Genomic DNA, 24,014 nt, shown 5'->3' with positions numbered 1-24,014 from the left:
TAGATCGGTACCTCCGCGCGGCTCGCGGCGGGGTAGCGGCACACTTGACCACATGCGCGAACCCTGGATCGTCGGCGTCTCCGGAGCGTCGGGAACCCCCTATGCCAAGGCGGTTCTGACCGCCCTGATGGACGCCGGCGAGTCCGTCGACCTGGTCGTCTCCCGGGCCGCCCGGCTCACCCTGTTGGACGAGACCGGAGCGACGATCCGGGACGCGCACTGGAAGGACGACGTGGGGGCCTGGCTGGGTCGGGATCTCGGCGATCTGGCCTACTGGCCGGCCGGGGACCTGGCCGCCGGGCCGAGCTCCGGGTCGTACCCGGCGCGCGGCATGGCGGTGGTTCCGGCGAGCACCGCGGCGTGCGCCGGGATCGCTGTCGGGCTGTCGAAGGACCTGCTACAACGAGCGGCCGAAGTGAATCTGAAGGAGCGCCGTAGGACGGTGGTCGTACCCCGGGAAACCCCGGTCACCCGCAGTCACCTGGAACATCTGATCGGATTGCACGACGCCGGTGCCGTGGTGCTGCCGGCCAGCCCCGGATTCTATGGATCCGGGGCCGGCGCGACGGCACAACAACTGATCGACTTCGTGGCCGGAAAGGTGCTGGACGCTTTGGGCGTACCACACACGCTTTTTCGCAGATGGACCGGTGAATTGGGCGAGAGGAACGCTTAGCGCAACCCGTTCGGCGGGCCGAAGCCCGAACCCGGATTGCTCGGACCGTTGTTCCGCGGCTTGTTCGCGGCGTCGTCCTCGCGCATCTCCTCGATCACGCCATCGCCCTCGAGCAATGCGCGAACTTCTGACTCACGGAATCGGCGGTGTCCACCCGGAGTACGGATACTGCCGATGCGCCCGGCGGCGGCCCAACGTGTGACCGTCTTAGGGTCGACGCGGAACAACGCGGCCACCTCGCCCGGTGTCAGCAGACGATCTCCAGTGTCCACAACCCCCTCCTCGGTTTGGTTATCTGGAGCGGCCGTGGTCACGGTGAGTGTCGGCGTGCTCGATCGGGACGTAAAGTCATTAGAGCACCGCCCCTGAACCAAGTCCGTGAAATGCGGAAAAAGCCCCGATTGCGACAGTGGTCATTATCCTGCCGCCCATTCGCCGCTACCGGGCGTGAAGGCGGGAGCGCCACCCGATTAGGGTTTCAAGCATGGACTCCATCGACCTCCGGCTGATCGACCTGCTACGGGAGAACGCACGCTCGTCGTACGCCGAACTAGCCCGCAAGGTCGGGCTCTCGGCCCCCGCCGTACACGAGCGGGTGGGTAAGCTCGAGACCGCCGGGACCATCCGCGGGTACCGGGCCGACGTCGATCACGAGGCGATCGGGCTGGGCGTCACCGCACTCATCGGCATCATCGAGGACTCCGGCGCGGACACCGACGACGTCCTGACCGCGGTCCGGGCCATGCCCGAGGTGGAGAGCTGCTATTTCATGGCCGGTGTCGAGTCCTATCAGCTCACCGTGCGCGTCGGCACGATCGCGGAACTGGAGCAGCTGATCGTGCGAATAAATCGGACACCCGGCGTCGCCTCGACCCGGACCGCGATCGCCCTCTCCACCAAGTGGGAGAACCGTCCGCAGCCCGGCCTGGGCTGAGGCCGGAGATGGACATCACCCGATTCGACCGTTCGGACTGTGTGGCCCGTGACTGGGCCCGCGATGCGATCGCCCTGGTCGAGGCGGACGCCAACCGCTCCGCCGACACGCACCTGCTGCCGTTCCCGCTGCCGGTCTCCTGGGGCATCGACCTCTACCTCAAGGACGAGTCGTCGCATCCCACCGGCTCGCTCAAGCACCGGCTGGCCCGGTCGCTCTTCCTGTACGCGCTCTGCAACGGCTGGATCGGCCCGCAGAGCACCGTCGTCGAGGCGTCCTCCGGGTCGACCGCGGTGAGCGAGGCCTACTTCGCCCGCATGCTCGGCCTGCCGTTCATCGCCGTGATGCCGGCTGCCACGTCGCCGGAGAAGATCTCGCTCATCGAGTTCCAGGGCGGCCGCTGTCACCTCGTCGCCGATGCGACCCAGGCGGTCCCGGAGGCCCGGCGACTCGCCACCGAACTGGGCGGGCACTTCATGGACCAGTTCACCTACGCCGAGCGGGCGACCGACTGGCGTGGCAACAACAACATCGCCGAGTCCATCCACAGCCAGCTCGCCCTGGAGCGGCACCCGGTCCCGGCCTGGATCGTCGTCGGTGCCGGCACCGGCGGCACCAGTGCCACCATCGGCCGCTACGCGAGATACCGGCGGCTCGCCACCAGGGTCTGCGTTGTCGACCCTGAGGGGTCGGCGTTCTGGCAGGCTTACCTGGCCGGTGACTGGACCACCGTGACCGACCGGGGCTCGCGGATCGAAGGGATCGGCCGGCCCCGGGTGGAGCCGTCGTTCCTGCCGTCGGTCGTGGACCGCATGATCCACGTGCCGGACGCCGCGTCGCTCGCCGCCATGCGGGCCGGCTCGGCGACCCTCGGCCGGAGACTCGGCGGGTCGACCGGCACCAACCTGTGGGGCGCTTTCCGGCTGATCGCCGAGATGCGCGCCGCCGGGCGTACCGGATCGGTGGTGACGTTGATCTGTGACGGCGGCGAACGGTATGCCGACACCTACTACTCCGACGAGTGGGTGGCCGCGCAGGGGCTCGAATTGCCCCCTTACTCCCGGGTGATTGAGCGATTCATGGAGGACGGTGACTGGCCGGGCTGACATGCATCGACGGACCGTGATTAGATCCGGCTCGTGGAGGAGGATCATCGATCGGCTGCGGACTGGGTGGCTCGGGCGTTCGGTGCCTTCGGTGTGCTCCTGCTGGCCGTCTCCTCCGTCAGCGTGGTCTTCTGGCCTGAGCCCGACCACTTCAAGCCGGCGACCGCCGCCGTGCCCGACCTGCCCACCCGCCTCGAACTCCAGGTGCGGTCGATCCTCCGGGGCCAGATCGACGCGCTGCTCAGCGGCGACGAGAAGGGCTGGCTGGCGCCGGTCGACACGAAGGCGCGGAGCCGGTACCGGGCCATCTACCGCAACCTGCGCAACCTGGAGGTCAGCCGGGCCGACTACGGCGTCGAGATCCTCGGCCGCAGCACCGAGCGCACGATCAGCGCCCGGGTCATGCTCGGGTACTGCCTCGGCACCGCGACGTGCCCGGCCTGGGCGAACCGGGTCGACGAGGGCGCCCCGAAACTGCTCTACGAACTGACCCTGGCACAGCGCGACGGCGAGTATGTGGTCACCGGGCTCGCCGACGTCGAGGACGGGAACCATCTCCAGCCGACCCCGTGGGAGAACACCGAACTGCGGTTCGTCCGCGGCTCGCGGGTCATCGTCGCCGGCCCGCCCGGCCAGGCGAAGAACCTCAAGCGGGTGCTGGCCGCCGCGGAGAAGGCCGCCGGCATCACCGACCGCTTCACCACCGCGCCGCCGGTGCGCTACCGGATCTACCTCGCCGACGACAGATCATGGAAGCGCTGGTACGGCGGACAACTCTCGACATGGGCCGTCGGCTATCACCTCGCCCTGAACCAGACCGGTAGCGACATCGTCCTCAAGGCCGGTCACGTGCTCGACTCCGATCGCCAGCTGGCCCTCACCGTTCAGCACGAGATGGCGCACGCCGTCACCATGGTCCCGTCCCGGAACCGGGACCCGAACGAGGACCTGTGGCTGATCGAGGGCATCGCCGACTACATCGGGTTCTTCCCTGGCAAGCCGCAGAACACCGAGAGCCGGTACGCGTTGCGGGCCTGGTTCGACGAGCACGGTGCCATCACGTCGATCGTCCGGCCGCAACTCACCGAGAAATCCGACGATCTGGCGGTCAGCACCCTCTACGCCACCGGCCACTACGCGGTCGGCTGCCTGGTCGACCGCTATGGCCGGGCCCGGATGCTCGACTTCGCCAAGCGGGTCCTCCAGGACGGCCAGGACCTCGATCCCGCTGCCCGCGCCTCCTTCGGCAAACCCTTCAGGACGGTCGACAAGGCCTGCGTCAGCTGGATCACACAGCGGGTCTGACCACGGGCCGGAATCGGGATAGAGACCGGTCGAAACGCATGGTTAGATCCTCGGTCATGGATGAGTCGCCGGAGCCTGCACCGTCACCTTCGCCGGCGGCGCCGTTCCCCCCTCCCCCTCCCCCTCCGCCTTCGCCTTCGCCTTCGCCTTCGCCTCCGCAGGAGTCGTCGCCTTCGCCCGCGCCGTCGAAGCCGTCAGGTCTTGTCGCCGGACTGGTCGTTCTGGCGCTGGCCGTGGGTGCCGGCGCGGTGGTCCTCTGGCCGGAGGGGGAGGAGCCGGCCACCGCCACCCCGGCCCCGTCGGCCTCCGCCTCCGCGTCCCCCTCGGCCTCGCCGACGCCGGCGACTCCTCTGGAAAAGGTCGACGCCCTGATCGACGCCCAGGCCCAGGCTCTGATGAAGGGTGACGAGGCGGGCTGGCTCGCCCCGGTCGACCGGAAGCTGCAGACGCGTTACCGGGCGATCTTCCGGAACCTGCGAGGGCTCGACCTCACCGCTGCCGACCTGACCATCGACGGGCAGCCGAAGATGAACGGCGCCACGATGAAGGTCCGCGTCGACCTCAACTACTGCTTCAGCGGCGTCGACTGCCCCGCCCACCGGTCCGACCCGACGGCCGGGGCTCCTGTGATGATCAGCACACTCACCTGGACGCCTCGCAACGGCTCCTACGTGATCACCGGAATGGCCGCCTCCGGCGTCGAGAACTACCTGCAACCCGCCCCCTGGGAGTCGGCCGCTCTGACCATCGCCCAGGGACAACGGGTGATCGTGGCGGGCCCGGGATCGCAGGCGGCGAACGTGCGCCGGGTGCTGCCGCTGGCCGAGAAGGCCGCCGCCGTCGCTGACCGCTACGGCACACAGCTGCACAACGCGCAGAAGAAGTACCGGATCTACCTCGCCGACGACAAGGCATGGAAGACCTGGTACGAAGGCCTGGCCCCGAACTGGTCCGTCGCCTACCACCTACCGCTGAACGGGATCGGCAGTGACATCGTCGTGAAGGCGAGTAAGGCGATGTCCGGAAGCGACCGTGAGATTACCGAGATCGTCCAGCACGAGATGGGTCACGCCGTCACCCTGAACGACACCCGCAACTGGGACTCCGAAGACGATCTGTGGCTGATCGAGGGCGTCGCCGAGTACATCGGCTACCAGCCCAGCAAGCCGCAGAACAGCTACAGCCGTGACGCGCTCCGCTACGTCCAGTCCCGTCGGGGCGCCGTCAAGACGATCGCGTTGCCGAAGCTCACCGCGAAGTCCGACGACCTCACCGTCACCCGGCTCTACGCCACCGGGCATTTCGGGGTCGGCTGCATCGCCGAGAAGTTCGGCGAGGAGAAGATGTTCAACTTCGTCGCGCTGGTGCTGCGGGAGGGCCTGGAACTCGACGTCGCCTCCCAGGTCGCTCTCGGCCCACCGTTCAAGACCGTCGACAAGTCCTGCGTCAGCTGGATCAAGAAGCGACTGTGACCCGCCGGGCCAGTCCCGGCCGGTCCGTCACGAAGCCCTCGTCGTCACAGGTCAGGTCGACGCTGCTGGTCTCGTCGGCGACCCGCACCTGATCATGGGCCAGTGGCGTCCAGATCTGGTCCACCTGCACCACCTCCAGGCTGGGCACGAGTACCCACGCCACGCTCAGCCGGTGCGACACGCCCACCTCCGACCCGAGCAGGCCGAGCCGGCGAATCGGCAGGGTGGCGAACAGCGCCGACCCGCTCAGGCCGACGTCGAACGCGCCGTACAGCAGATCCGGATCGTCGCATCCGGGTAGACCCGCCCGTGCATGACCGTTTCTGGTCAGCTCAGCATCAAGATCACCCTGTTCAGAACCGGTCACTCGCCAGCGGCCAGCCGCCAACTCCAGCCGCACACCACGCGCCCAGCCGGCGCCCTCGGCCCGCACATCCAGCCGGGCGGTCGCCCAGTCCGGCCCGGTCCGCACCTCGTAATGGCAGGTGAACGGGACCGGGGCGGCGGCCAGCAGAGTGCCCTGCGCATACAGCCCGTCGCGCGGCTCCAGCAGGGCATGCTCGGCGCCCGGAACGTCACTGCGCTCCCAGAAAACCGCGATCGGCAACGGCATGCCGGTAACCTACCCGATTTTTATATTTTGTACGCCGTACTGAAGGCACCCTGACCACCCCGCGACGCAGGCGACACTTCCGCCCACCAGCGCGCCTCCCGGGCGGAGGCGGTCGGTCACCGCGCATTCTCCCCGGGGGGCGGCTCATTCCCTCGGAAAAGGCCGAAGCCCCGGTCGCAAGAACGCGACCGGGGCTTCGGAGTGGTTGATCAGTAGCTGCGAGCCGGGCGAGGGGTGCCGAAACGGCCGCCGCCCGGGCCCTCGCGGCGGTCACCGCGGTGGCTGTCGGTGCGGGGACCCTCGCGACGGGCAGCCGCCGGACGGTCACCGAAACGGTCACCAGCCGGGCGGTCGCCGAACGTGCGCTGCGGACGGTCGGCGGCCGGGCGGTCACCGAACGAACGCTGCGGACGGTCACCGAAAGAACGCTGCGGACGGTCACCCGACGGACGGTCGCCGTAGGGCCGGTCCGAACGCTGCCGGTCGCCGAAGCTACGGTCGCCGCCGGCCGGGCGGTCGCCGAAGCTACGGTCACGGTCACCGACCGGGCGGTCCGAGCGGGGCCGGTCACCGAACGAACGGTCGCCGCCGGCGGCCGGCCGGTCGCCGTAGGAACGCTGCGGGCGGTCCCCGAAGGTCCGCTCGTTGCGGTCGCCGAACGAACGCTGCGGGCGGTCGCCGTAGGAGCGCTGCGGGCGGTCGCCGCGGGGACGGTCGCCGAAGCGGCCACGCGAACCACCGGAACGCTCACGACGGGGCTCCGGCTCCTCGACCACCGGGATGCCGCTGGGCTCACGGGCACCGGTGATCTCAGCCAGCTTGTCGTCGCCCACACGGACGCGGGTCTCGGCGGGATTGACCCCGGCCTTCGACATCATCGCCTGGGTGGTGCGGCGCTGCTTCGGCAGAACCAGCGTGACGACCGCGCCGGACTCGCCGGCCCGGGCGGTGCGGCCGGCCCGGTGCAGGTAGTCCTTCGGGTCCTTCGGCGGGTCCACGTGCACGACCAGCGAGATGCCGTCGACGTGGATGCCACGGGCCGCCACGTCCGTCGCGACCAGGACGTTCGCCCGGCCTTCCTTGAACTCGGCAAGCGTACGGGTACGGACCCGCTGGGTCTTGCCACCGTGCAGGGCACCGGCCCGGACACCGACCGCCGCGAGCTGCTCGACCAGCCGGTCCACGCCCATCTGGGTGCGGGCGAAGACGATGGTCTTACCGGTCCGGTTCGCGATCCACGAGGTGATCGGGAACTTGTCGGCCGGCGGGATCAGCAGCAGGTGGTGCTCCATGGTGGACACGCTGGCCTCGGCCGGGGCGGTCGAGTGCGTGACCGGGTCGTGCATGAACCGCTTGACCAGCGCGTCGACGTCACCGTCGAGAGTCGCCGAGAAGAGCAGACGCTGCGCGTGCTCCGGAGTCTTCGCCAGCAGATCGGTGACCTCGGGCAGGAAGCCCATGTCAGCCATCTGGTCGGCCTCGTCCAGAACGGTCACTTCGATGTCGTCGAGCTTGCAGGCGCCCCGCTCGATCAGGTCGGCGAGCCGGCCCGGCGTGGCGACGATCACCTCGACGCCGCGGCGCAGCGCGTCCATCTGACGGTCGTACGGGACCCCGCCGACCGCGGTCTTCAGGAACACGCCGACCGACCGGCCCACCGGCATCAGCGAGTCGGCGACCTGCATCGCCAGCTCCCGGGTCGGGACCAGGATCAGGGCCTTCGGGTAGTGCGGGCGGGCCCGGCCGCTCTTCGCGACGCGGGTCAGCACCGGCAGACCGAACGCCAGGGTCTTGCCCGAGCCGGTCTGGCCACGGCCCAGGACATCCCGGCCGGCCAGCGCGTCCGGCACGGTCGCGGCCTGGATCTCGAACGGGGTGGTGATGCCCTCACGGGTCAGAACACGCACGATCTCGACCGGCAGGCCAAGGTCGGCGAAAGTCATGGTGGGGGCCTCCTCGGCCTCCACAGCCTCCGGAGCGACCTCGACGGTCTCCGGGGCGGCCTCGGTGGCCTCGACGGCCTCCGGGGTGGTCTCGGCGATCTCGGCGGCCTCAGGGGTGGCCGGGGTCTCGCTCTCGGTGCTGTTGTCGAAGACGGACGGGAACGTGCTGGGATCAGCGAAAGTGGTCAAGAGAACCTCTCTACGGGGGCGCATGCTCGCGAATGGCCCGCCGCGGTCACTGGAGACCGCCCGCTGAAATGCCCGCAAGAACGCCCGTGGCGTGCACCGGGTGGGCACGCCGCGTCAATAACTACCATCAGTGTACGGGTGAACGTCTGAACCGCCGCCCGCATTCCGGCCGGGTAGTGGGCATGCTCACCCTGAAGCGCAACCGCTCCAGCTTAAGTGCTGGCGGCCCAAGCGCCAAAACGACCGGGCCACGCACACTGTCGGACCTGCGTCAGTTGGTCATTTTCCGGTCAGATTTCCCACGAAATCCGTGAACGCGTCACCGGCTGTGAACACGAACACAAGGCTCACCGTCACCAGCAGGCCGAGCACGGCGAGCATGGCGATGACCACTTTCAGGTTGCTGCGGCGCTGGTCCACCGGCGCGTCGTGCCACCCCTGAGCCAGGATGTGGCCGGTCAGCGAACCCGAGTTCTCCACCGGATCGGAGACCGGCATCGTCATGTCGATCGCCGGATAGCCGCCGGTGCTGTACACCGTGCCCTGACCCTGACCCCGCTGCTGCGGCACACCGCCGGCGACCGGGCTGATCGGGGTGGTCGGAGGATTGCCGTACTGGGCGGGCTGCGGTGTCACGGCAGAGACCGGCTGTGTCATCTCGATGTTCTCCGGCGACGACGGGAAGCCCCGGTACGACGTCCCCCGGGGGACGCTCGGCGGAGCCGGTGGCAGGCCTGCCGAGGCGGCGGTGGGCGGCAGGGTGTAGCTGGGCAGACCGTTACCGATCATCGGAGCCGGAGGAACCGGGCCGGGCGGTACCGGTCCTGGGCCGGGCGGGATCGGGCTGGGTCCGGGACCCGGCGGGACGGGGCTGGGTCCGGGCCCTGGCGGGACGGGGCTGGGTCCGGGGCCTGGCGGGATCGGGCTAGGGCCTGGGCCGGGCGGGATCGGGCTGGGACCCGGGCCTGGGCCGGGAGCCGGTGGGATCGGGCTCGGCGGTACCGGCTTGGGCGGAATCGGGCCCGGGGGCACGGGTGTCGGCGGGGTCGGGCCCGGTGGCACCGGGCTCGGCGTGGGTGTCGGCACCGGGGGGACCGGGCCGGGCTTGGGCGCCGGTGGGGTCGGCTTCGGGGCCGGCGTGGGCGTCGGCAACGGTGTCGGCGGTTTGTCCGGTTCCGGCTCGGCCGGTTTCGGGGGTGCCGGCACCGGCTGCGGCTTGGCCGGCGAGGGGTCGGCCGGGTCCTTCGGGTCCGATTCCTTCTGCGGCTCGACGGTCTTCGGCTCGGTGGGCTTAGGTTCGGTCAGCTTCGGCTCGGTCGGCTTCGGCTCGGTCGAGCCCGACTCGGCCGGCTTGGGCTCGTGTGACGCCGGCGGGTCTTTCGGCTTGAGGTCCGCGGCCTTCGCATCTGCCGATTTCGGAGCCGCAAGCTGGGAATCAACCGTTTCGCCGGCTTTGGCCTGGTGTCGCACGGCAGCTGAGTCTTCGACGTCGGCGCTCGCGGGTCCGGCTGTGCTCTTCGCATCGGCGACCGACGCCGAGCCGGTTGGTCGCGGAGTCGATCCGTAGACCGTCGGCTGGGCCGCCGCACGGGCTGAGGCGGGCACCTCGTCGGCGGTCGGGTGAACCACCCCCGGCACGGAGACCCGGGCGGCACCGGACCCCGGCACCGCCGAGACCGGCCGCGCCGACGACTTGGCCGCCGACGGCGAGCCGGAGTTGCTGCCGAAAGCGGGCGTGCTGGATGCGGGTGATGCGGTGGCGGACTTGGGCGCGGGTGATGCCGTCGCGGGCCCGTTGGAGGCAGGTGCGACGGACGTCGGCGCGACGGACGCAGATGCCCGGGCGACGGGCGCGGCGGAGGCCGGGGTCACGGTTCCGGGCGCGGCGGAGGTCGGCTTTGCAGTCCCGGGCGTTGCGGAGGTCGGCTTTGCGGTTCCGGGCGTTGCGGAGGTCGGGGTCGCGGATCCGGGCGCGGCGGAGGCCGAGGTTTCCGACCCGGAAGCGACAGAGGTCGAGGCTGCCGATCCGGGCGCGCTGGCGGTTGGGGCTGCCGAAACGGGTGCCCCGATAACAGGGGCGGCCGAAACCTGGGCGGAGGCGCTGACCCGAGACGCCGGCGGTGTGGACACCGGAACCGCCGCGGATACCGTCACCGCCGGAGCCGCGGCCACCGGAACGGCTGCGGACGCAGGGGAGTCCGAGGCAGCGGAGTTCGGGATGGCGGAAACGGACGCGACGGGATCAGAGCCGGGGGCAGCCGTAGCCGTAGCGGCATCTGCAGCCGGAGCTGCTGCGGTCGAAGCGGAATCCCGAGCGCCGGGAGCAGCGTCGGCGGAGTCGCCGTCTGCGGAGAACGCGGAACCCGGAGCAGCCACGGAAGCGGCGGACAGTTCTGCGGAGTCCGGAATGGCTGTGGGCGTGGACGCCGAACCCGTAGCTGGTGCGGTGGAGTCGTCGCCCGCGGAATCCGGAGCAGCCGTCGAGGGTGCGGACGGGCTCACGGAGTCCAAGGAATCAGGCGCAGCGGATCCCGGAGCGGCGGAGTCAGCGACCGAGGGCGCCGCGGATACCGGAGCGTCGGCGGGCGCGGAGTCCGAGACGGTGGACGGGGCTGCGGATGCCGGAGCGGCGGAGTCAACAACCGAGTTGGCTGCGGACCCGGAAGCGTCGGCGGGCGCGGAGTCCGAGACGGGGGACGTGCCCGCAGATGCCGGAGCGGCGGAGTCGGTGGTTTCCGGGCCCGGAGGCGGAGACGGCCGCGGCGTAGAGGCAGGCTTCGGATCACCGGCCGGAGAGGCCCACAACGCGCCCGGTGCGGGCGGCGGCGGAGGAGCGTACTCCTCGGTGTCGTTCGCGGGCGGCCGGGCGGCGGACAGCGTTCCGATCTCGCCGTCCTTGGTCGCCTGCTGCTCGTCCATGGGTCCTCCAGACCACCGCTGCCGACGATGTCTCGGACGTCGGGCGCTGACCATAACCGTGCCACATCAGCCGGTGTGAACACACCCGGCGTCAGCGTCACTCGCCCGGCTATGACGGTCCGATGGCCGACTGGTCGTTTCGGGCCGTTGTGCCGGGCCCTCTCTGCCTGCTTACCGGATTAGTCGTCACCGGAACCGGCGCTGGACGAGGCGGACCTCGACGCCGATTCCGACGATGATGCCGAGCCGGACGTGGCGGCCTGTGAGGCGGTCACCGCCGCCGATCCCGTGCTGCTTCCGACGGACGAACTCGGGGTGTTCGTCGTGGGGGTCGGTGAGGACTCCTGCTTCGTCGGAGTGGGCAGCACCGACGGTGTCGTGCTCGTCGACGGCGTGGGAGAGGACGACGGTGAGGTCGAGGTCGAGGGTGACGTCGACGTGGGCGGCGAGGACGACGAGGTGCTGGGCTTCGGCGAGCCGCCGGTGCCGGGCTTGGTCGACGAGCTGGGGCTGGGGCTGGCCGGCGGCTTGGAGGTGGCGCTCGTGCCGGGGGTGGGCGACTTGGTGGGGGTGACCGGCTCGTCCGGGTCGGGGTTGCCGAGGTCGGGCGTCTCGGTCTCGCCCTCGATCGAGCCGTAGATCCGGGTGGCGGCGAAGAGGCGGGTCCAGCGGACCGGCGCGAGCCGCACGTTGAGGCCGCTACGCGGGGCCTCGACCATCATGCCCTCACCCGCATACATGGCGACGTGGTGAATGCCCGTCCAGCTGCTGGAGGAGCTGAAGAAGAGCAGATCGCCGGGGAGCAGCGAGTAGCGGGAGACCTGCCGCTCGCGGGTCTGGTAATACTGGTCGCGGGACACCCGGTTGAGCTGGAAGCCGACCGAGCGGTAGGCCGCCCACATCAGGCCGGAGCAGTCGTACTGATCCGGGCCCTCCTCGGACCACACATACGGGTCGCCGCGCTGGGCGAGCGCGAACTGGAGGGCCTGGACGGCCCGCGGGTCGGCGCCGCGGCCGGCGTCGGCGCCGGAGAGATACTCCTGGCCGAGCTGCTGGTCGGCTGCGCTCGCCCGGCTCTCGGCGGCGCTGATCTCGGCGCGGTTGTCATTCTCCAGCTTGGTCTGGGCGGCCTGCTTCTTGGTGAGGTTGGCGTTGAGCTGGGTCCACTGGGCGGCGAGCGCCGCATACCGGGTGTTGGTGGTGACCTGGTCGGTGGACGCGGCCCGGGCTGCCTCCTCGGCGGCGATCAGGCGGCGCGCGGCGGCTTCGTAGGACGACGTGGCGTCACCCCGCTGCATGCGGGACAGCGCGTCGAGCTCGGCCCAGTTGGAGTCGAGCGCGCCGGGCGGCATGGCGGCTGCCTGGTGCATGGCGGCGGCCGCGGAATCCTCGGCCAGGGTGCGGGCCTGGACCAGCGCCTGCTGGGTCTCGGTGACGCGGGCCGTCGCGGCGGTGAGCTGCGTCTGGGCGAGGTCACGGTCCTGGCCGACGCGGATCAGCTGGTCACCGAGGGTGGCGATCTCGGCGCGGCCCTTCTCCACCTTCTGGAGGATGGGGCTCGCGGGGACGCCGGGGGTGATCAGCGACGGCGTGGTCGGGGCGGGCGTGGTGGCCGGTGCGCCGGGCAGGACGAGGTTGCCGACAGCGACCGGCTGGGAGCCGGCGTCGGGCACGGAGGTGGCTGTCCCCGGGGCGGTGGCCGGGTCGGCCATCGCCGGGATCGGCTGCAACAGTGCTGCGATCGCGGCGGCCACGGCTGCCGAACAGACGAACGGGCGCAGACGAGGTAGCACGAAACGCATGCGATGCGTTGTGCCTCGCCGCACTGCCTTGGCCATGAGCTCCCCGTCCGCGACGGTTACGACCGTCGCTTGTCGTCCCTAAAGGTTCATACCGCAAGGGCCGTACCGGTGTCGATCGAATGAAGGTGAAAGCACGCTGAGAATTTTTCAGATGAGCGGTGCCGCAGGTCGTCGGTGGGGCGCGACGTACCCTCGTGCACATGGATGCGGGGTTGAAGCGGGAGCTGGAAGCAAAGGTCTACGCGGGTGAGCGTCTGTCCCGTGAGGACGGTGTCGCGCTCTACGCGAGTGACGACCTGGCCTGGCTCGGCCGACTGGCACATCACCGGCGGACCGTGATGAACGGTGACCGGGTGATGTTCAACGTCAACCGCCATCTCAACCTGACGAACGTCTGCTCCGCCAGCTGCGCGTACTGCTCCTTTCAGCGCAAACCGGGGGAGAAGGACGCCTACACGATGCGCATCGACGAGGCCGTCGCCAAGGCCAAGGAGATGGAGGACGAGCACCTCACCGAGTTGCACATCGTCAACGGCCTGCACCCGAGCCTGCCCTGGCGGTATTACCCCAAGGTGCTGCGGGAGCTGAAGGCGGCGCTGCCCAACGTGAAGCTCAAGTGCTTCACCGCGACCGAGGTGCAGTGGTTCGAGAAGATCAGCGGCCTGTCGGCGAGCGAGATCCTCGACGAGCTGATGGACGCCGGGCTGGAGTCGCTGACCGGCGGCGGGGCCGAGATCTTCGACTGGGAGGTCCGGCAGCACATCGTCGACCACGCCTGCCACTGGGAGGACTGGTCCCGCATCCACCGGCTGGCGCACGAGAAGGGCATGAAGACCCCCGCGACCATGCTGTACGGCCACATCGAGGAGCCGCGGCACCGGGTCGACCACGTGCTGCGGCTGCGTGAGCTCCAGGACGAGACCGGCGGTTTCGCGGTCTTCATCCCGCTGCGCTATCAGCACGACTTCCACGACTCACAGGACGGCAAGGTCCGTAACCGGATCCAGGAGCGCACCACGATGGCGGCGCCGGCCGAGTCGCTGAAGACGTTCGCGGTGTCCCGCCTGCTGTTCGACAACGTGCCGCACGTCAAGTGTTTCTGGGTGATGCACGGCCTGTCGGTGGCCCAGCTCTCCCTGAACTTCGGCGCCGACGACCTGGACGGCTCGGTGGTGGAGTACAAGATCACCCACGACGCCGACTCGTACGGCACGCCGAACACCATGCATCGTGACGATCTTCTGCACCTGATCTGGGACGCCGGTTTCCAGCCGGTGGAGCGGGACACTCGTTATCAGGTGGTGCGGGAGTACGACTCGGCCCCGTCGCTGGCCGAGCGCCGCAGTGAGCCCCAGAAGATCTGGGCCTGAGCGGGGGGATGATGTGCCGATGACCCAGCAGAAAGACGCCGGCGGCCGGCTGATCACGATCGGTGACCTGCTGGGCTCCGCGTTCGCCGGGCTGGCTGTCGGCACCGCGGTCCTGCTGGTCTTCGAGACGGTGATGGCGCTGACCGGCCTCGGCGAGTTCGGCGGGTCCAACGGATGGCTCGTGATCATTCTCCCCGTCTGGCTGTTCGTCGAGGAGTTCCGGGGCGAGGGCTTCGGCCCGAACCGGATCATGGTGGGTGCATTGGCCGCCGGGTTCGGGGTGGCGACCGGTATGACGGTGGCCGGTCTGGTGGCCGAGGTCGCTCCGCCCTTGGTCAGCGGCGGCGCCGGCGCGGTGACCGGTACGGTCGTGTATTGCCTGGTCTGGTTCTACGGCCTCCGGTGGCTCGGTCACCGGTCGGGCTGAGGGAGATAACGCATGAAGCCCGCCGTCAAGTACGCGCTCGGCCGCCTCGGCCTGTTTCTGGTCGTCTTCGCGGTGCTGATCCCGACGACCCCGCTGAACATCCTGGTCAAGGCGATGGTGGCCCTCGTCGCCGCGTCCGGCCTGTCGCTGATCCTGCTGCGTGGCTGGCGGGACCAGTCGGCGGAGCAGCTCGGTGAGATCGCCGCCCGTCGTGCGGCGGAGAAGGAGCGGCTGCGTTCGGCGCTGGCCGGTGACGAGGTGGCGGCCGCCGAGGGCGACCGGGTCACCGCCGCCGACATCGTGGAGCACGCGAAGCGCACCGGCGCCTGATCCCGGCGTCCATCGACGCCGGGCTCTTGACAACGCGTAAGTCGATATATGTAGAGTTTCGGCCATGCCGAGGACACCGCATACCTCGCCGCAGACCCTGCGGCTTTTCGAGGCGCTGATGAAGGACCCGACGACCTGGCGTTACGGATATGACCTGAGCCGGGAGACCGGCCTGGCGTCCGGGACGCTCTATCCGATCCTGATGCGCCTCACCGAGCAATCGCTCCTGGAGGCCGTCTGGGAGCCGTCCGACCAGCCCGGCCGCCCGCCGCGGCACACCTACCGGCTCACCGGTGACGGGGTGGCCCTGGCCAAGGTGCGCCTGTCCGAAGCGGTGGCGAAGGCGGACCGCCGCCCCACCGCGGTCAAGATCGTGAGGCCGGCATGAAGAGACTCGCCCACCGGGTGCTGACGGTCGCCGTGCGGGGCCGCCGAGAACGGGGAGGCCCGTGGGGTGAGGCGGTCCTGGCCGAGTTCGACCAGACGGCCGGGACCGCGGCGGCGCTGCGGTGGGCGGCGGGCGGCCTGCGCGTGGTGATCGCCGAGAGGTATGCCCACCGCCCCACCGCCTACCGGATCGCGATCGCCGGGCTGGCCGTGCTGCTGGCAGCCCCGTTCCTGGTCACCGTCAAGTACGTGCCGAGCGGCAGCATGGAACCGACGATGACCGTCGCGAGCAGCCATCTCGTCGACAAGGTCGGTTTTCGGCTGACCGGTCTGGATTACGGGGACGTCGTCATCCATCCGCTGCCCGACCATCCGGAGCAGGAGACCGAGCGCCGGGTCCTCGGGTTCGCCGGCGACCGCCTCGACTGCCGGGCCGGGCGGTTGTTTCGCAACGACGAGGCCGTCGACGAGCCCTATCTGCGGTCGGGCATGGTGACCGACTGTGAGCCGGTCACGGTACCGGACGGGACGCTCTACACGCTCGGTGACAGCCGGGACGTGGCGAACGATTCGCGGTTCTCCGGCTTCGTGTCGGCGGAAACGGTCACCGGCCGCGTCGTCCTGTTGGGCTGAGACGACGGGCCTGGCCGAAAAAGGACACTGCGGGCGGGGCGGACACGATTCGCACCGATGGCGGTTCCCGGCACGCCGTGGGTTAGCGTTTCAGGGACCGCACCGCAGCGAAGCCGGTGAGAAACCGGCGCTGTCCCGCAACTGTGATCCCTCTTCGGAGGTCTAGCCAGGTCGCCTGGGTGTCGGTCGCGATTCAGCGCTCTCGGGGAGGGGCGCCTCGCGGGCGGCGGCCAACGGCGGCCCCTGTCGGCGAAGCACCACACGCCCGGCCGACAGGAGGACCCATGAAACGCCTGATCACTGCCGCCACCGCGGCCTCCGCACTGCTCCTCGCGGGTTGCGGGAGTGGCGAACCCGCACCCACCGTCACCCCGGCTGCCTCCAGCGCCGCCGCGGCGTACCCCGTCACGGTCGGCACGGTGACCCTGACGGCGCGCCCGGAGAAGATCGTCTCGCTGAGCCCGACGGCCACCGAGATGCTCTTCGCGATCGGCGCCGGGCCCCAGGTCATCGCGGTCGACGACCAGTCCACCTACCCGGCCGAGGCGCCGAAGACCGATCTCTCCGGCTTCAAGCCGAACGTCGAGGCGATCGTGGCCAAGGACCCGGACCTCGTGGTGGTGTACGGCGACGCCGACGGCATCGTGGCGCAGCTCGGCAAGCTCGCCATCCCGGTCCTCGTGTCGCCGGCGGCGGCCACGCTCGACGGCACCTTCACCGAGATCACCGAGCTGGGCACGCTCACCGGCCACCGTGACGAGGCGACGGCACTGAACACGAAGATGGCGGCCGAGATCGACACGATCGTCAAATCGGTCCCGGCCCGGAGCAGGCCGCTCTCCTACTACTACGAGCTGAGCCCGGACCTCTACTCGGCGACATCCAAGACCTTCATCGGTTCGATCTTCGACCGGTTCGGCATGACCAACGTGGCCGACGCCGCCGACCCGGACGGCAAGCTCGGCGGTTACCCGAAGCTGTCCCAGGAGTCGCTGGTCAAGGCGAACCCGGACACGATCTTCCTGGCCGACACCAAGTGCTGCCAGCAGACCCCGGAGACGGTACGGGCGCGGGCCGGCTGGTCCTCGATGACCGCGGTCACGAAGGGACAGATCTACGCCCTCGACGACGACATCGCGTCGCGCTGGGGACCCCGTACCGTCGAACTGGTCGAAGCGGTCGCCGACGCGGTGGCCAAGGTTCCCGCGTGACCGTGCGCCGGCCTGCCGGGCTGCGCCCGGCGTGGCTGGCGGCGGGCGTTGTCGCGGTGCTGATCGCGACGATCCTCGGCCTTGCGTTCGGCTCGGTCCCGCTGCCGCCCGGCGGCGTCGCGGTGGAGATGCTCAACCTCCTTCCGGGGGTACGGCTGACCAGCGGCCTGTCCGAACGTGAGGTCGCCATCCTGACCCAGCTGAGGTTGCCGCGCGTGGTCCTCGGCCTGCTGGTCGGTGCCCTGCTGGCGCTGGCCGGCGCCGCCTACCAGGGCGCGTTCCGCAATCCACTGGCCGACCCGCACCTGCTGGGGGTGGCGTCCGGTGCCGGGCTCGGGGTGACCGCGGTGATCGTTCTCGGGGCGTCGGGATCCGAGGGCGGCCTGACCGGCCTGCCGATCGGGGTGCCGGCCGCCGCGTTCGCCGGTGCGGTCGGCGCGGTGGCCCTGACCTGGCTGCTCGGCGCGGCCGGCGGACGGGACCGCTCGCCGGCCACGCTGATTCTGGCCGGGGTCGCCGTCTCGGCCTTCCTGTCGGCGGCACAGACCTACCTGTTGCAGCGGCATCTGGAGTCGGTGCGGGACGTCTTCTCCTGGATGCTCGGGCGGCTGTCCACGGCCGGCTGGCACGACGTGCTCGTGGTCCTTCCGTACGCGGTGGTGACCTGCGCGATCGTCCTGTCCCAGCGCCGGGAGCTGGACGTCCTGACCGTCGGCGACGCCGAGGCGAAGAGTCTGGGCCTGCATCCGCAGCGCAGCCGGTACCTGCTGATCGTGGCGGCGTCGCTGGGCACCGCCGCCGCGGTCAGTGTGTCCGGGCTGATCGGTTTCGTCGGGATCATCGTGCCGCACACGCTGCGCCTGCTGGCCGGGCCGGGGAACCGGGCGCTGCTGCCGCTGTCGGTGCTGTTCGGGGCGGCGTTCCTGGCGCTCACCGACCTGCTGGCCCGCACCGCCGGCGGCGACGCGGAGATCCCGATCGGCGTGGTCACGGCGTTCCTGGGCGCGCCGTTCTTCGTCCTGGTGCTGCGCACGAGCCGGACGGCCCCGGAATGAGCACCGCGGACGAATCGGGCGGCGCGGCATGAGTGCGATCGAGGTCGAGAAGCTGACCGTGCGCCTGGACGGGACACTCATCGTCGACGGTGTGGACCTGGACGTCGCCGAGGGCGAGTGGGTGACGGTGATCGGGCCGAACGGAGCCGGGAAGTCGACGGCACTGCGGGCGATCGGCGGACTGCTGCCGTTCGGCGGGACGATCCGGTGGCACGGACGGGTGGTCGCCGGGATGCACCGGCGGGAACGGGCCAAAGCGGTGGCCATGGTTCTTCAGGCGCCGGTGGTGCCGCCCGGTATGCGCGTGTTCGACTATGTGCTGCTGGGGCGTACCCCGTACATCCCGCCTCTGGGTCGCGAAAGCGCCGCGGATCTGGCGGCGGCCGACGAGGCTCTCGTCGCGCTGGACCTCGTGCCGTTCGCCGGACGCCGCCTGGACACGCTCTCCGGCGGTGAGAAGCAGCGGGTCTTCCTGGCTCGCGCGCTGGCGCAGGGCGCCGGCATCCTGCTGCTCGACGAGCCGACCAGTGCTCTCGACATCGGGCACCAGCAGGAGGTCCTGGAGTTGGTCGACCGGTTGCGGGCGGAGCGCGGTCTGACCGTCCTCGCCACCATGCACGACCTTTCGACCGCCGGGGAGTACGCCGACCGGATCGTCCTGTTGTCGGCCGGCCGCGTCGTCGCCGCCGGTACGCCCTCGGCCGTGCTCACCGAGGCGAATCTGGCCGAGCATTACCGGGTGAAGGTCCGGATCATCCCCGGGGATCACGGTCCGCTCGTCGTCGCCGTCCGCACCGGACCATAAGTGACCACAGTGGTCCCCGGTGCGGCAGCGGGCGGGCGCACTTGAGCATTCCGGGGGCGCGAACCGAACGGCAACCGAGTGGCGACCGGTCTGCACTCCGCGGGTCCGGGATCCGCCCGAACTGAGGGGCATGACCGACGCGCTGGTAGTTGAGATCGCCCTGCAGGCCATGACCGTCGCCGCGAAGATGGCGGCGCCGGTCCTGCTCACCGCCCTCGCGGTCGGCTTCGCCATCTCCCTGTTCCAGTCGGTCACCCAGATCCAGGAGGCCACGCTCTCCTTCGTGCCGAAGGCGGTGGCGATCGGCGCGGCGCTGCTGCTCACCGGCAACTGGATGCTCCGCGAGATGATGACCTTCACGAACGAGCTGTTCGAGAAGCTGCCGGCGATGCTCGGCTGACGTTCCACCCGTGTCCGGCTGACGTTCCACCCGAAAAAGGCCGCCCGTCCGGGCGGCCTTTTCGCGTTCGACGGCTGTCATCGCCGATTGTTGAGGATGGCGAACGTTCCGCCCTGTGGGTCGGTGAGGATCGCATATCGCCCGACCGAGATGGTCGTCGGCGGATGCACGATCCGGCCGCCCAGGTGGTGCGCGTGCTCGGCGGCGGCATCACAGTTGCCGACCGCGAAGTAGACCAGCCAGTGCGGCGGCAGATCGTCCGGGAACCCGCTGCCCACCATCAGCTGCATACCGGCGACCGGTGCGCGCTCCCGGTCGCAGATCACGTAGGGCAGGCCGCTGACATGCGCCTCCCGGAACGTCCAGCCGAACACCGAGCCGTAGAACGCCATCGCGCCCTCCAGGTCCCGGGTGTTCAACTCGTTCCAGGTGAGGGCACCCGGGACGTCGAAGACCTCGGCCCCGCGCATCGTCCCCGGCTCCCAGACGCTGAACGGCGCCCCGGCCGGGTCCAGGAACGCCGCCATCCGCCCCTGATCCATCACGTCGAACGGCGGCACCAGCACCTTGCCCTGCGCGGCCTCCACCCGGGCGGCCACCACGTCGGCGTCGGCGGCCGCGATGTAGCTGCTCCAGGCGGTCGGCTGCTCCTGCCCCAGAAGCGGCCCGGCTCCGGCGACCGGCAGGCCGTTCAGCAGGAACGTGGTGTATCCGCCGAACTCGTCGCCGGAGATCTGGGCGGTCCAACCGAACAACTCCGTATAGAACCGGATCGCGTCATCGAGGTCGGAGGTGGCCAGGTCGACCCAGTTGGGCGCGCCCGGTGACGGTACGGTCATGCTGCGGATCGTCGCATTTCCATGCCGCCCACCGGATCGAACTGTCGGCTAGCCGAATCGGCGACCCTCGTCACGACGATGCGCCCAGACGGCCAGCGCCCCGAACAGAACGGTCCATCCGGCCAGGGCCAGAGTCGCCGTGGGATCGAACGGAAAGTCGGTGACCGTCGTCCACATCAGGCGGACCGCGCCGCCGGTCGGCAGGAACGGGGCGAGATCCTCGATGAACCCGGGTGCGCCGCCCGGCGGAGTGAGCAGCCCACCGCCGAACGCCAGCGGCAGGAACAGGATCTGCGCCACCACCAGCGCGGCCTTCTGCGGCAGCGCGTAGCCGATGGAGAGGCCCATCAGGATGAACGGGACCGCGATCGCGGCGCACACCGGGACGGCGGCCAAGAAGGCGAGCGGGCTCAGGGTGGCCTCGGTGAACAGCGCGGCGATCAGCACCACCGGAGCCAGCGAGACGACCATCATCAGCAGGCCGGTCAGGATCCGGCCGAGGAACCGGGGCGTCGCGCCGGCGGCCAGGGTCCGCACGAACGGATCCCACGGCTGCGCGCGATCCTCCGAGACGCCGATCCCGTACTGGAAGAGGTTGGTGTTCATGATCGCGAAGGTGATCATCGAGGCGGTCGCGTAGGTGGCCCCGACCGGATCGTCGCCGGCGAACGGCACCACGAACGCCAGCATCGACGCGGCCGGCCAGAACGCGCTGCCCACCACCGCGATCGGAATGCGGAAGAGTTCGAGGGTCTGGAACTTGGCGTGGGTCAGGACAAGGCTCGTCACTTCTGATCCTTTCCGGTCAGCACGAGAAATGCCTCTTCCAGTGAGGTGGGCCGGACCTCCAAGTCGCGGAACGGCACGTTCCGCTTGACCAGCTCGCGAACCATGCGATCCGCGTCGGGCGTCAGGAGATGCATGCGATCACCCGTCTGCTCCACGGCCATCAGCCCTTCAAGGTCAAAACCAGTCAGGGGTACGGGTGAAGTAAGGCTGACCCGGCTCACCTTGATCAGCCCGCGCACCGCCGCGACACTGTCGTCGGCCAGCACCCGCCCCTCGGCGATCACCACCACCCGCTCCGCCAGTGCCTCGATCTCCTCCAGGTAGTGGCTGGTCAGCACCACCGTCCCGCCGTCGGCGTGGAACGACCGCACCGCCTCCCACAGATCCCGTCGCGCCTCCACGTCGAGACCCGTCGTCGGCTCGTCGAGGAAGACGATCTCCGGCCGGCCGGCGAACGCGAGAGCCACCGCGAGACGGCGCTTCTGCCCACCGGAGAGACCACCGGTCTGCCGCCGAACCAGGTCGTTCAGGCCGAACCGGTCCAGCAGCTCGGCCTTCGGCAGGGGATTCGGGAAGTGTGCGCGTACAAAATCGACGACCTCGCCGACGCGAAGCGAGGCGGGCAGACCCGTCTCCTGCGGTGTGGCGCCCAGCGTGCGCCGGTTGCGCGGATCCCGCGGATCCCCGCCGCACAGCTCCACCCGGCCCGCGGTCGGCCGGCGGCCACCGGTGAAGAGACTGACCAGAGTGCTCTTGCCGGCCCCGTTCGGGCCCAGCAGGCCGACCAGCTCGCCGGCCCGGACCTCCAGATCGACCCGGTCGAGCGCGAGCGTCGACCCGAAACTCTTGGTGACACCCTCCGCACGGGCGTGGATCATGGTGGACTTTCCGGCCGCGACTTCCGCCGTCCGCTCGGTCATGACTGGTCCTCTCCCGGATCGATCAGGGTGCGCAGGGCGGTGACGTACTCCTCGAAGGCGAACCGTCCGCGCTGAGTCAGGTGCACGAGCGTGGCCGGGGTGCGGCCGCGGTGGGTCTTGGTGACCTCGACATACCCGGCCTCCTCGAGCTTGCGGAGGTGCACGGAGAGGTTGCCGGCGGTCATCCGCAGGATCTCCTGCAGCCGGGGGAACGTGATCCGGTCGCCACCGGGCAACTGGGACAGGGCGACCACCACCCGCAGTCGCGCCTGCGCGTGGATCACCGGATCCAGATCCGGCAGGGCGCCGTTGGGCCCGGCCGCCGGCGCCGGATCACCGGTGGGGCCGCCGGTCGACCGCGGGTCGTCGCCGGGACCGGCCCCCGACTGTGCATTGTTGTCGGGGCTGGTCGCCGACAACGCGTCGTTGTCAGGGTTGGTCGTCGACGGTGTGTCGTTGTCGGGGCTGGTTGTCGACGGTGTGTCGTTGTCGGGGCTGGTTGCCGGCGGTGCGTTGTTGTGGGGGCTGGCCGTCGACGGTGCATCGTTGTCGGGCCTTGTCATCGGCGGTGCATCCAGCCGATCAGGCCGGCGACCAGTAGGCCGCCGCCGCCCGCGACCGCCACCACGAGAGCGTGCCAGCCCGGCCCCCACAGGACGCCGATCACGTTGACCACGCTGATCCAGGCGCCCAGCACGAACATGTCGCGCGCGTCCCAGATCGCGCTGCCGGCCATGTAGAGCACGCCGACCAGGGCCACCATGCCGCCGCCCCAGAGCAGACCGAGCATCTCGTCCGGCAACTGCTCGCCGACCCGGCCGAAGATGACCGCCAGACTCGTGAAACCGGCCGACCAGGAGATGCCGTATGCCGCGCCCTGCCGGCTCGACGGCCCGGAGATGTGCCGGCTCGCGCGGGCACCGACGATGCCGGTGAAGACGCCCGCGGTGATCAGCAGGCCGGTCAGGGTGATCAGCGGCAGCCACTCCGGCATGTCCACGAGGGTCTTGCCGTCGGGCCCGAACCGCAGGAACGACAGGCCGAAACTGATCAGCCACGTGACGCCCCACGGCCAATACATGAGCCGGGGATCCGGGGTGACGTGGCGGATGGTGTTGACCCGCTCCCGCTCGATCAGGCGAAGAGCCTCACCGGGATCCTCGAAGGTCGATTCGTCGTCCGTCGATGTCATGGCTCGACTTTACAACGCAAAGTCAAAGAACTTTGTGCCACAAAGTTGACTAGGGTGTCGGCATGGGTGCATTGATCTTGCGGGCGGCGTCCCTTGAGGAGCTTCCGGCGGTGCTGGGGTTCTGGCAGCTCGCAGCCGAGAACGAGAGCCGGCCGCCGGACACCTCCGATGCGGTGGCTGCGATGTTCCGCCGCGACCCGGAAGCGCTGATCCTGGCCGTCGACGGGGCCGAGATCGTCGGAACGATCATCGCGGGCTGGGACGGCTGGCGATGCCACCTCTACCGGCTGGCGGTCGCACCGTGGCGTCGTCGGGAGGGCATCGGCGGGCTGCTGATCGCGGCGGCCGAGGAGCGGTTCCGGTCGTTCGGCGGCACCCGCGTGGACGCCATGGTCCTCGACGAGAACCCGGCCGCCCACGGCATCTGGGCCGCCCACGGTTACCGCCGCCAGCCCGACTGGTCCCGCTGGGTGAAGCCCCTACCGCGCTAACCCGGCTGGCTCCCACCGCTGTCTCATGGGTTGTGAGACAGCGGTGGGAGCCAGCCCGAAAGGCCTGGCTGGTTCTCACCGTCGTCTCGCGACTCCTAAGACAGCGGTGGGGCCCAGCCGGAAGGGGCTGGCTGGTTCTCAGCGTCGTCTCGCGGTGCGTGAGGCAGCGGTGGGGGCCCAGCCCGAAGGGGCTGGCTGGTTCTCAC

Annotated in this window: 26 protein-coding genes and 1 riboswitch; of the genes, 16 read left to right on the top strand and 10 right to left on the bottom strand. The window is 70.1% G+C overall.

Annotated elements, in window-relative coordinates; all coding sequences use genetic code 11:
* Positions 1-52 precede the first annotated feature (52 nt).
* Entirely contained in the window at positions 53-676 is a 624-nt protein-coding gene (locus tag BC793_RS31080) for a UbiX family flavin prenyltransferase (RefSeq protein ID WP_109598989.1), read from the top strand.
* Here the strand turns inward: BC793_RS31080 and BC793_RS31075 are convergent.
* The gene (locus BC793_RS31075) at positions 673-948 is read right to left on the bottom strand and encodes a BldC family transcriptional regulator (protein WP_093620031.1); all 276 of its coding nucleotides are present in this window, start codon (positions 946-948) and stop codon (positions 673-675) included. The two genes, BC793_RS31080 and BC793_RS31075, sit on opposite strands and share 4 nt — an antisense overlap.
* A gap of 212 nt (positions 949-1,160) precedes the next feature.
* Here BC793_RS31075 and BC793_RS31070 point away from each other — a divergent pair, with 212 nt between their 5' ends.
* From BC793_RS31070 to BC793_RS49810, 4 genes are all read left to right on the top strand, one after another.
* Positions 1,161-1,610, top strand: coding sequence for an Lrp/AsnC family transcriptional regulator (locus BC793_RS31070; RefSeq protein ID WP_109598987.1), 450 nt, complete (start codon positions 1,161-1,163; stop codon positions 1,608-1,610).
* Between the two features lie 14 nt (positions 1,611-1,624).
* Positions 1,625-2,716, top strand: coding sequence for an L-cysteine desulfhydrase Cds1 (cds1, locus tag BC793_RS31065; protein ID WP_373871263.1), 1,092 nt, complete (start codon positions 1,625-1,627; stop codon positions 2,714-2,716).
* A 33-nt stretch (positions 2,717-2,749) separates the two neighbouring features.
* The gene (locus BC793_RS31060; protein WP_146246506.1) at positions 2,750-4,021 is read left to right on the top strand and encodes a gluzincin family metallopeptidase; all 1,272 of its coding nucleotides are present in this window, start codon (positions 2,750-2,752) and stop codon (positions 4,019-4,021) included.
* 248 nt (positions 4,022-4,269) lie between these two features.
* Complete coding sequence (locus BC793_RS49810) at positions 4,270-5,493, top strand: gluzincin family metallopeptidase (RefSeq protein WP_158319412.1); 1,224 nt, start codon at positions 4,270-4,272, stop codon at positions 5,491-5,493.
* Here the strand turns inward: BC793_RS49810 and BC793_RS31050 are convergent.
* The 3 genes from BC793_RS31050 to BC793_RS49060 all read right to left on the bottom strand — a co-directional run bounded on the left by BC793_RS31050 (position 5,477) and on the right by BC793_RS49060 (position 9,027).
* Positions 5,477-6,106, bottom strand: coding sequence for a putative glycolipid-binding domain-containing protein (locus BC793_RS31050; RefSeq protein WP_109598981.1), 630 nt, complete (start codon positions 6,104-6,106; stop codon positions 5,477-5,479). The two genes, BC793_RS49810 and BC793_RS31050, sit on opposite strands and share 17 nt — an antisense overlap.
* Positions 6,107-6,315: 209 nt before the next feature.
* Positions 6,316-8,238 carry a DEAD/DEAH box helicase gene (locus BC793_RS31045; protein WP_373871261.1) on the bottom strand — a complete coding sequence of 641 codons (1,923 nt, stop codon included), beginning with the start codon at positions 8,236-8,238 and terminating at the stop codon, positions 6,316-6,318.
* Between the two features lie 279 nt (positions 8,239-8,517).
* A complete protein-coding gene (locus BC793_RS49060; protein ID WP_146246505.1) occupies positions 8,518-9,027 on the bottom strand; it encodes a hypothetical protein in 510 nt (169 codons plus the stop codon).
* 904 nt (positions 9,028-9,931) lie between these two features.
* Here BC793_RS49060 and BC793_RS49055 point away from each other — a divergent pair.
* Entirely contained in the window at positions 9,932-11,236 is a 1,305-nt protein-coding gene (locus BC793_RS49055; protein WP_146246504.1) for a hypothetical protein, read from the top strand.
* A gap of 100 nt (positions 11,237-11,336) precedes the next feature.
* Here BC793_RS49055 and BC793_RS31035 read toward each other — a convergent pair whose 3' ends face one another.
* On the bottom strand, positions 11,337-12,959 hold the full coding sequence (locus BC793_RS31035; protein ID WP_239170382.1) for a C40 family peptidase: 1,623 nt from the start codon (positions 12,957-12,959) through the stop codon (positions 11,337-11,339).
* Between the two features lie 200 nt (positions 12,960-13,159).
* Here BC793_RS31035 and mqnE point away from each other — a divergent pair, with 200 nt between their 5' ends.
* The 9 genes from mqnE (at position 13,160) to fliQ (ending at position 19,577) form a co-directional block, all read left to right on the top strand.
* Complete coding sequence (mqnE, locus tag BC793_RS31030) at positions 13,160-14,329, top strand: aminofutalosine synthase MqnE (protein ID WP_109598977.1); 1,170 nt, start codon at positions 13,160-13,162, stop codon at positions 14,327-14,329.
* A 19-nt stretch (positions 14,330-14,348) separates the two neighbouring features.
* A complete protein-coding gene (locus BC793_RS31025) occupies positions 14,349-14,756 on the top strand; it encodes a hypothetical protein (RefSeq protein ID WP_109598975.1) in 408 nt (135 codons plus the stop codon).
* A 12-nt stretch (positions 14,757-14,768) separates the two neighbouring features.
* On the top strand, positions 14,769-15,086 hold the full coding sequence (locus BC793_RS31020) for a DUF4229 domain-containing protein (RefSeq protein WP_109598973.1): 318 nt from the start codon (positions 14,769-14,771) through the stop codon (positions 15,084-15,086).
* A gap of 64 nt (positions 15,087-15,150) precedes the next feature.
* Positions 15,151-15,474, top strand: a complete 324-nt coding sequence (locus BC793_RS31015) for a PadR family transcriptional regulator (protein WP_109598971.1) — start codon at positions 15,151-15,153, stop codon at positions 15,472-15,474.
* Positions 15,471-16,106: a signal peptidase I gene (lepB, locus tag BC793_RS31010; RefSeq protein ID WP_109598969.1), complete on the top strand. Its 636-nt coding sequence runs from the start codon at positions 15,471-15,473 to the stop codon at positions 16,104-16,106. The genes BC793_RS31015 and lepB overlap by 4 nt, the downstream gene beginning before the upstream one ends.
* Before the next feature lie 112 nt (positions 16,107-16,218).
* Positions 16,219-16,277, top strand: a riboswitch (cobalamin riboswitch).
* Between the two features lie 113 nt (positions 16,278-16,390).
* On the top strand, positions 16,391-17,317 hold the full coding sequence (locus BC793_RS31005) for an ABC transporter substrate-binding protein (protein WP_109598967.1): 927 nt from the start codon (positions 16,391-16,393) through the stop codon (positions 17,315-17,317).
* Positions 17,314-18,372, top strand: a complete 1,059-nt coding sequence (locus BC793_RS31000) for a FecCD family ABC transporter permease (protein WP_239170383.1) — start codon at positions 17,314-17,316, stop codon at positions 18,370-18,372. The genes BC793_RS31005 and BC793_RS31000 overlap by 4 nt, the downstream gene beginning before the upstream one ends.
* Before the next feature lie 28 nt (positions 18,373-18,400).
* Positions 18,401-19,177, top strand: coding sequence for an ABC transporter ATP-binding protein (locus tag BC793_RS30995; RefSeq protein ID WP_109598965.1), 777 nt, complete (start codon positions 18,401-18,403; stop codon positions 19,175-19,177).
* 130 nt (positions 19,178-19,307) lie between these two features.
* On the top strand, positions 19,308-19,577 hold the full coding sequence (gene fliQ / locus BC793_RS30990; RefSeq protein WP_109598963.1) for a flagellar biosynthesis protein FliQ: 270 nt from the start codon (positions 19,308-19,310) through the stop codon (positions 19,575-19,577).
* 77 nt (positions 19,578-19,654) lie between these two features.
* Here the strand turns inward: fliQ and BC793_RS30985 are convergent, their stop codons facing one another.
* From BC793_RS30985 to BC793_RS30965, 5 genes are read right to left on the bottom strand one after another with little or no spacing between them, the layout of a single operon-like run.
* Positions 19,655-20,416, bottom strand: coding sequence for a VOC family protein (locus BC793_RS30985; protein ID WP_109598961.1), 762 nt, complete (start codon positions 20,414-20,416; stop codon positions 19,655-19,657).
* Positions 20,417-20,464: 48 nt separating this feature from the next.
* Complete coding sequence (locus BC793_RS30980) at positions 20,465-21,205, bottom strand: ABC transporter (protein WP_109598959.1); 741 nt, start codon at positions 21,203-21,205, stop codon at positions 20,465-20,467.
* Positions 21,202-22,083, bottom strand: coding sequence for an ABC transporter ATP-binding protein (locus BC793_RS30975; protein ID WP_109599111.1), 882 nt, complete (start codon positions 22,081-22,083; stop codon positions 21,202-21,204). The genes BC793_RS30980 and BC793_RS30975 overlap by 4 nt, the downstream gene beginning before the upstream one ends.
* Positions 22,084-22,121: 38 nt before the next feature.
* Positions 22,122-22,688: a winged helix-turn-helix domain-containing protein gene (locus BC793_RS30970; RefSeq protein WP_109598957.1), complete on the bottom strand. Its 567-nt coding sequence runs from the start codon at positions 22,686-22,688 to the stop codon at positions 22,122-22,124.
* Positions 22,685-23,317, bottom strand: coding sequence for a transporter (locus BC793_RS30965; protein WP_109598955.1), 633 nt, complete (start codon positions 23,315-23,317; stop codon positions 22,685-22,687). The genes BC793_RS30970 and BC793_RS30965 overlap by 4 nt, the downstream gene beginning before the upstream one ends.
* 62 nt (positions 23,318-23,379) lie before the next feature.
* On the opposite strand from BC793_RS30965, the gene BC793_RS30960 reads away from it, so the two are divergent.
* Positions 23,380-23,808, top strand: a complete 429-nt coding sequence (locus BC793_RS30960) for a GNAT family N-acetyltransferase (protein WP_109598952.1) — start codon at positions 23,380-23,382, stop codon at positions 23,806-23,808.
* Positions 23,809-24,014 lie beyond the last annotated feature (206 nt).

This window comes from Actinoplanes xinjiangensis, from assembly GCF_003148685.1.
Classification (GTDB): Bacteria; Actinomycetota; Actinomycetes; order Mycobacteriales; family Micromonosporaceae; genus Actinoplanes; species Actinoplanes xinjiangensis.
The sequence above is the reverse complement of the archived record's forward strand: the minus strand, read 5'-3'. Positions and strand labels throughout refer to the sequence as shown.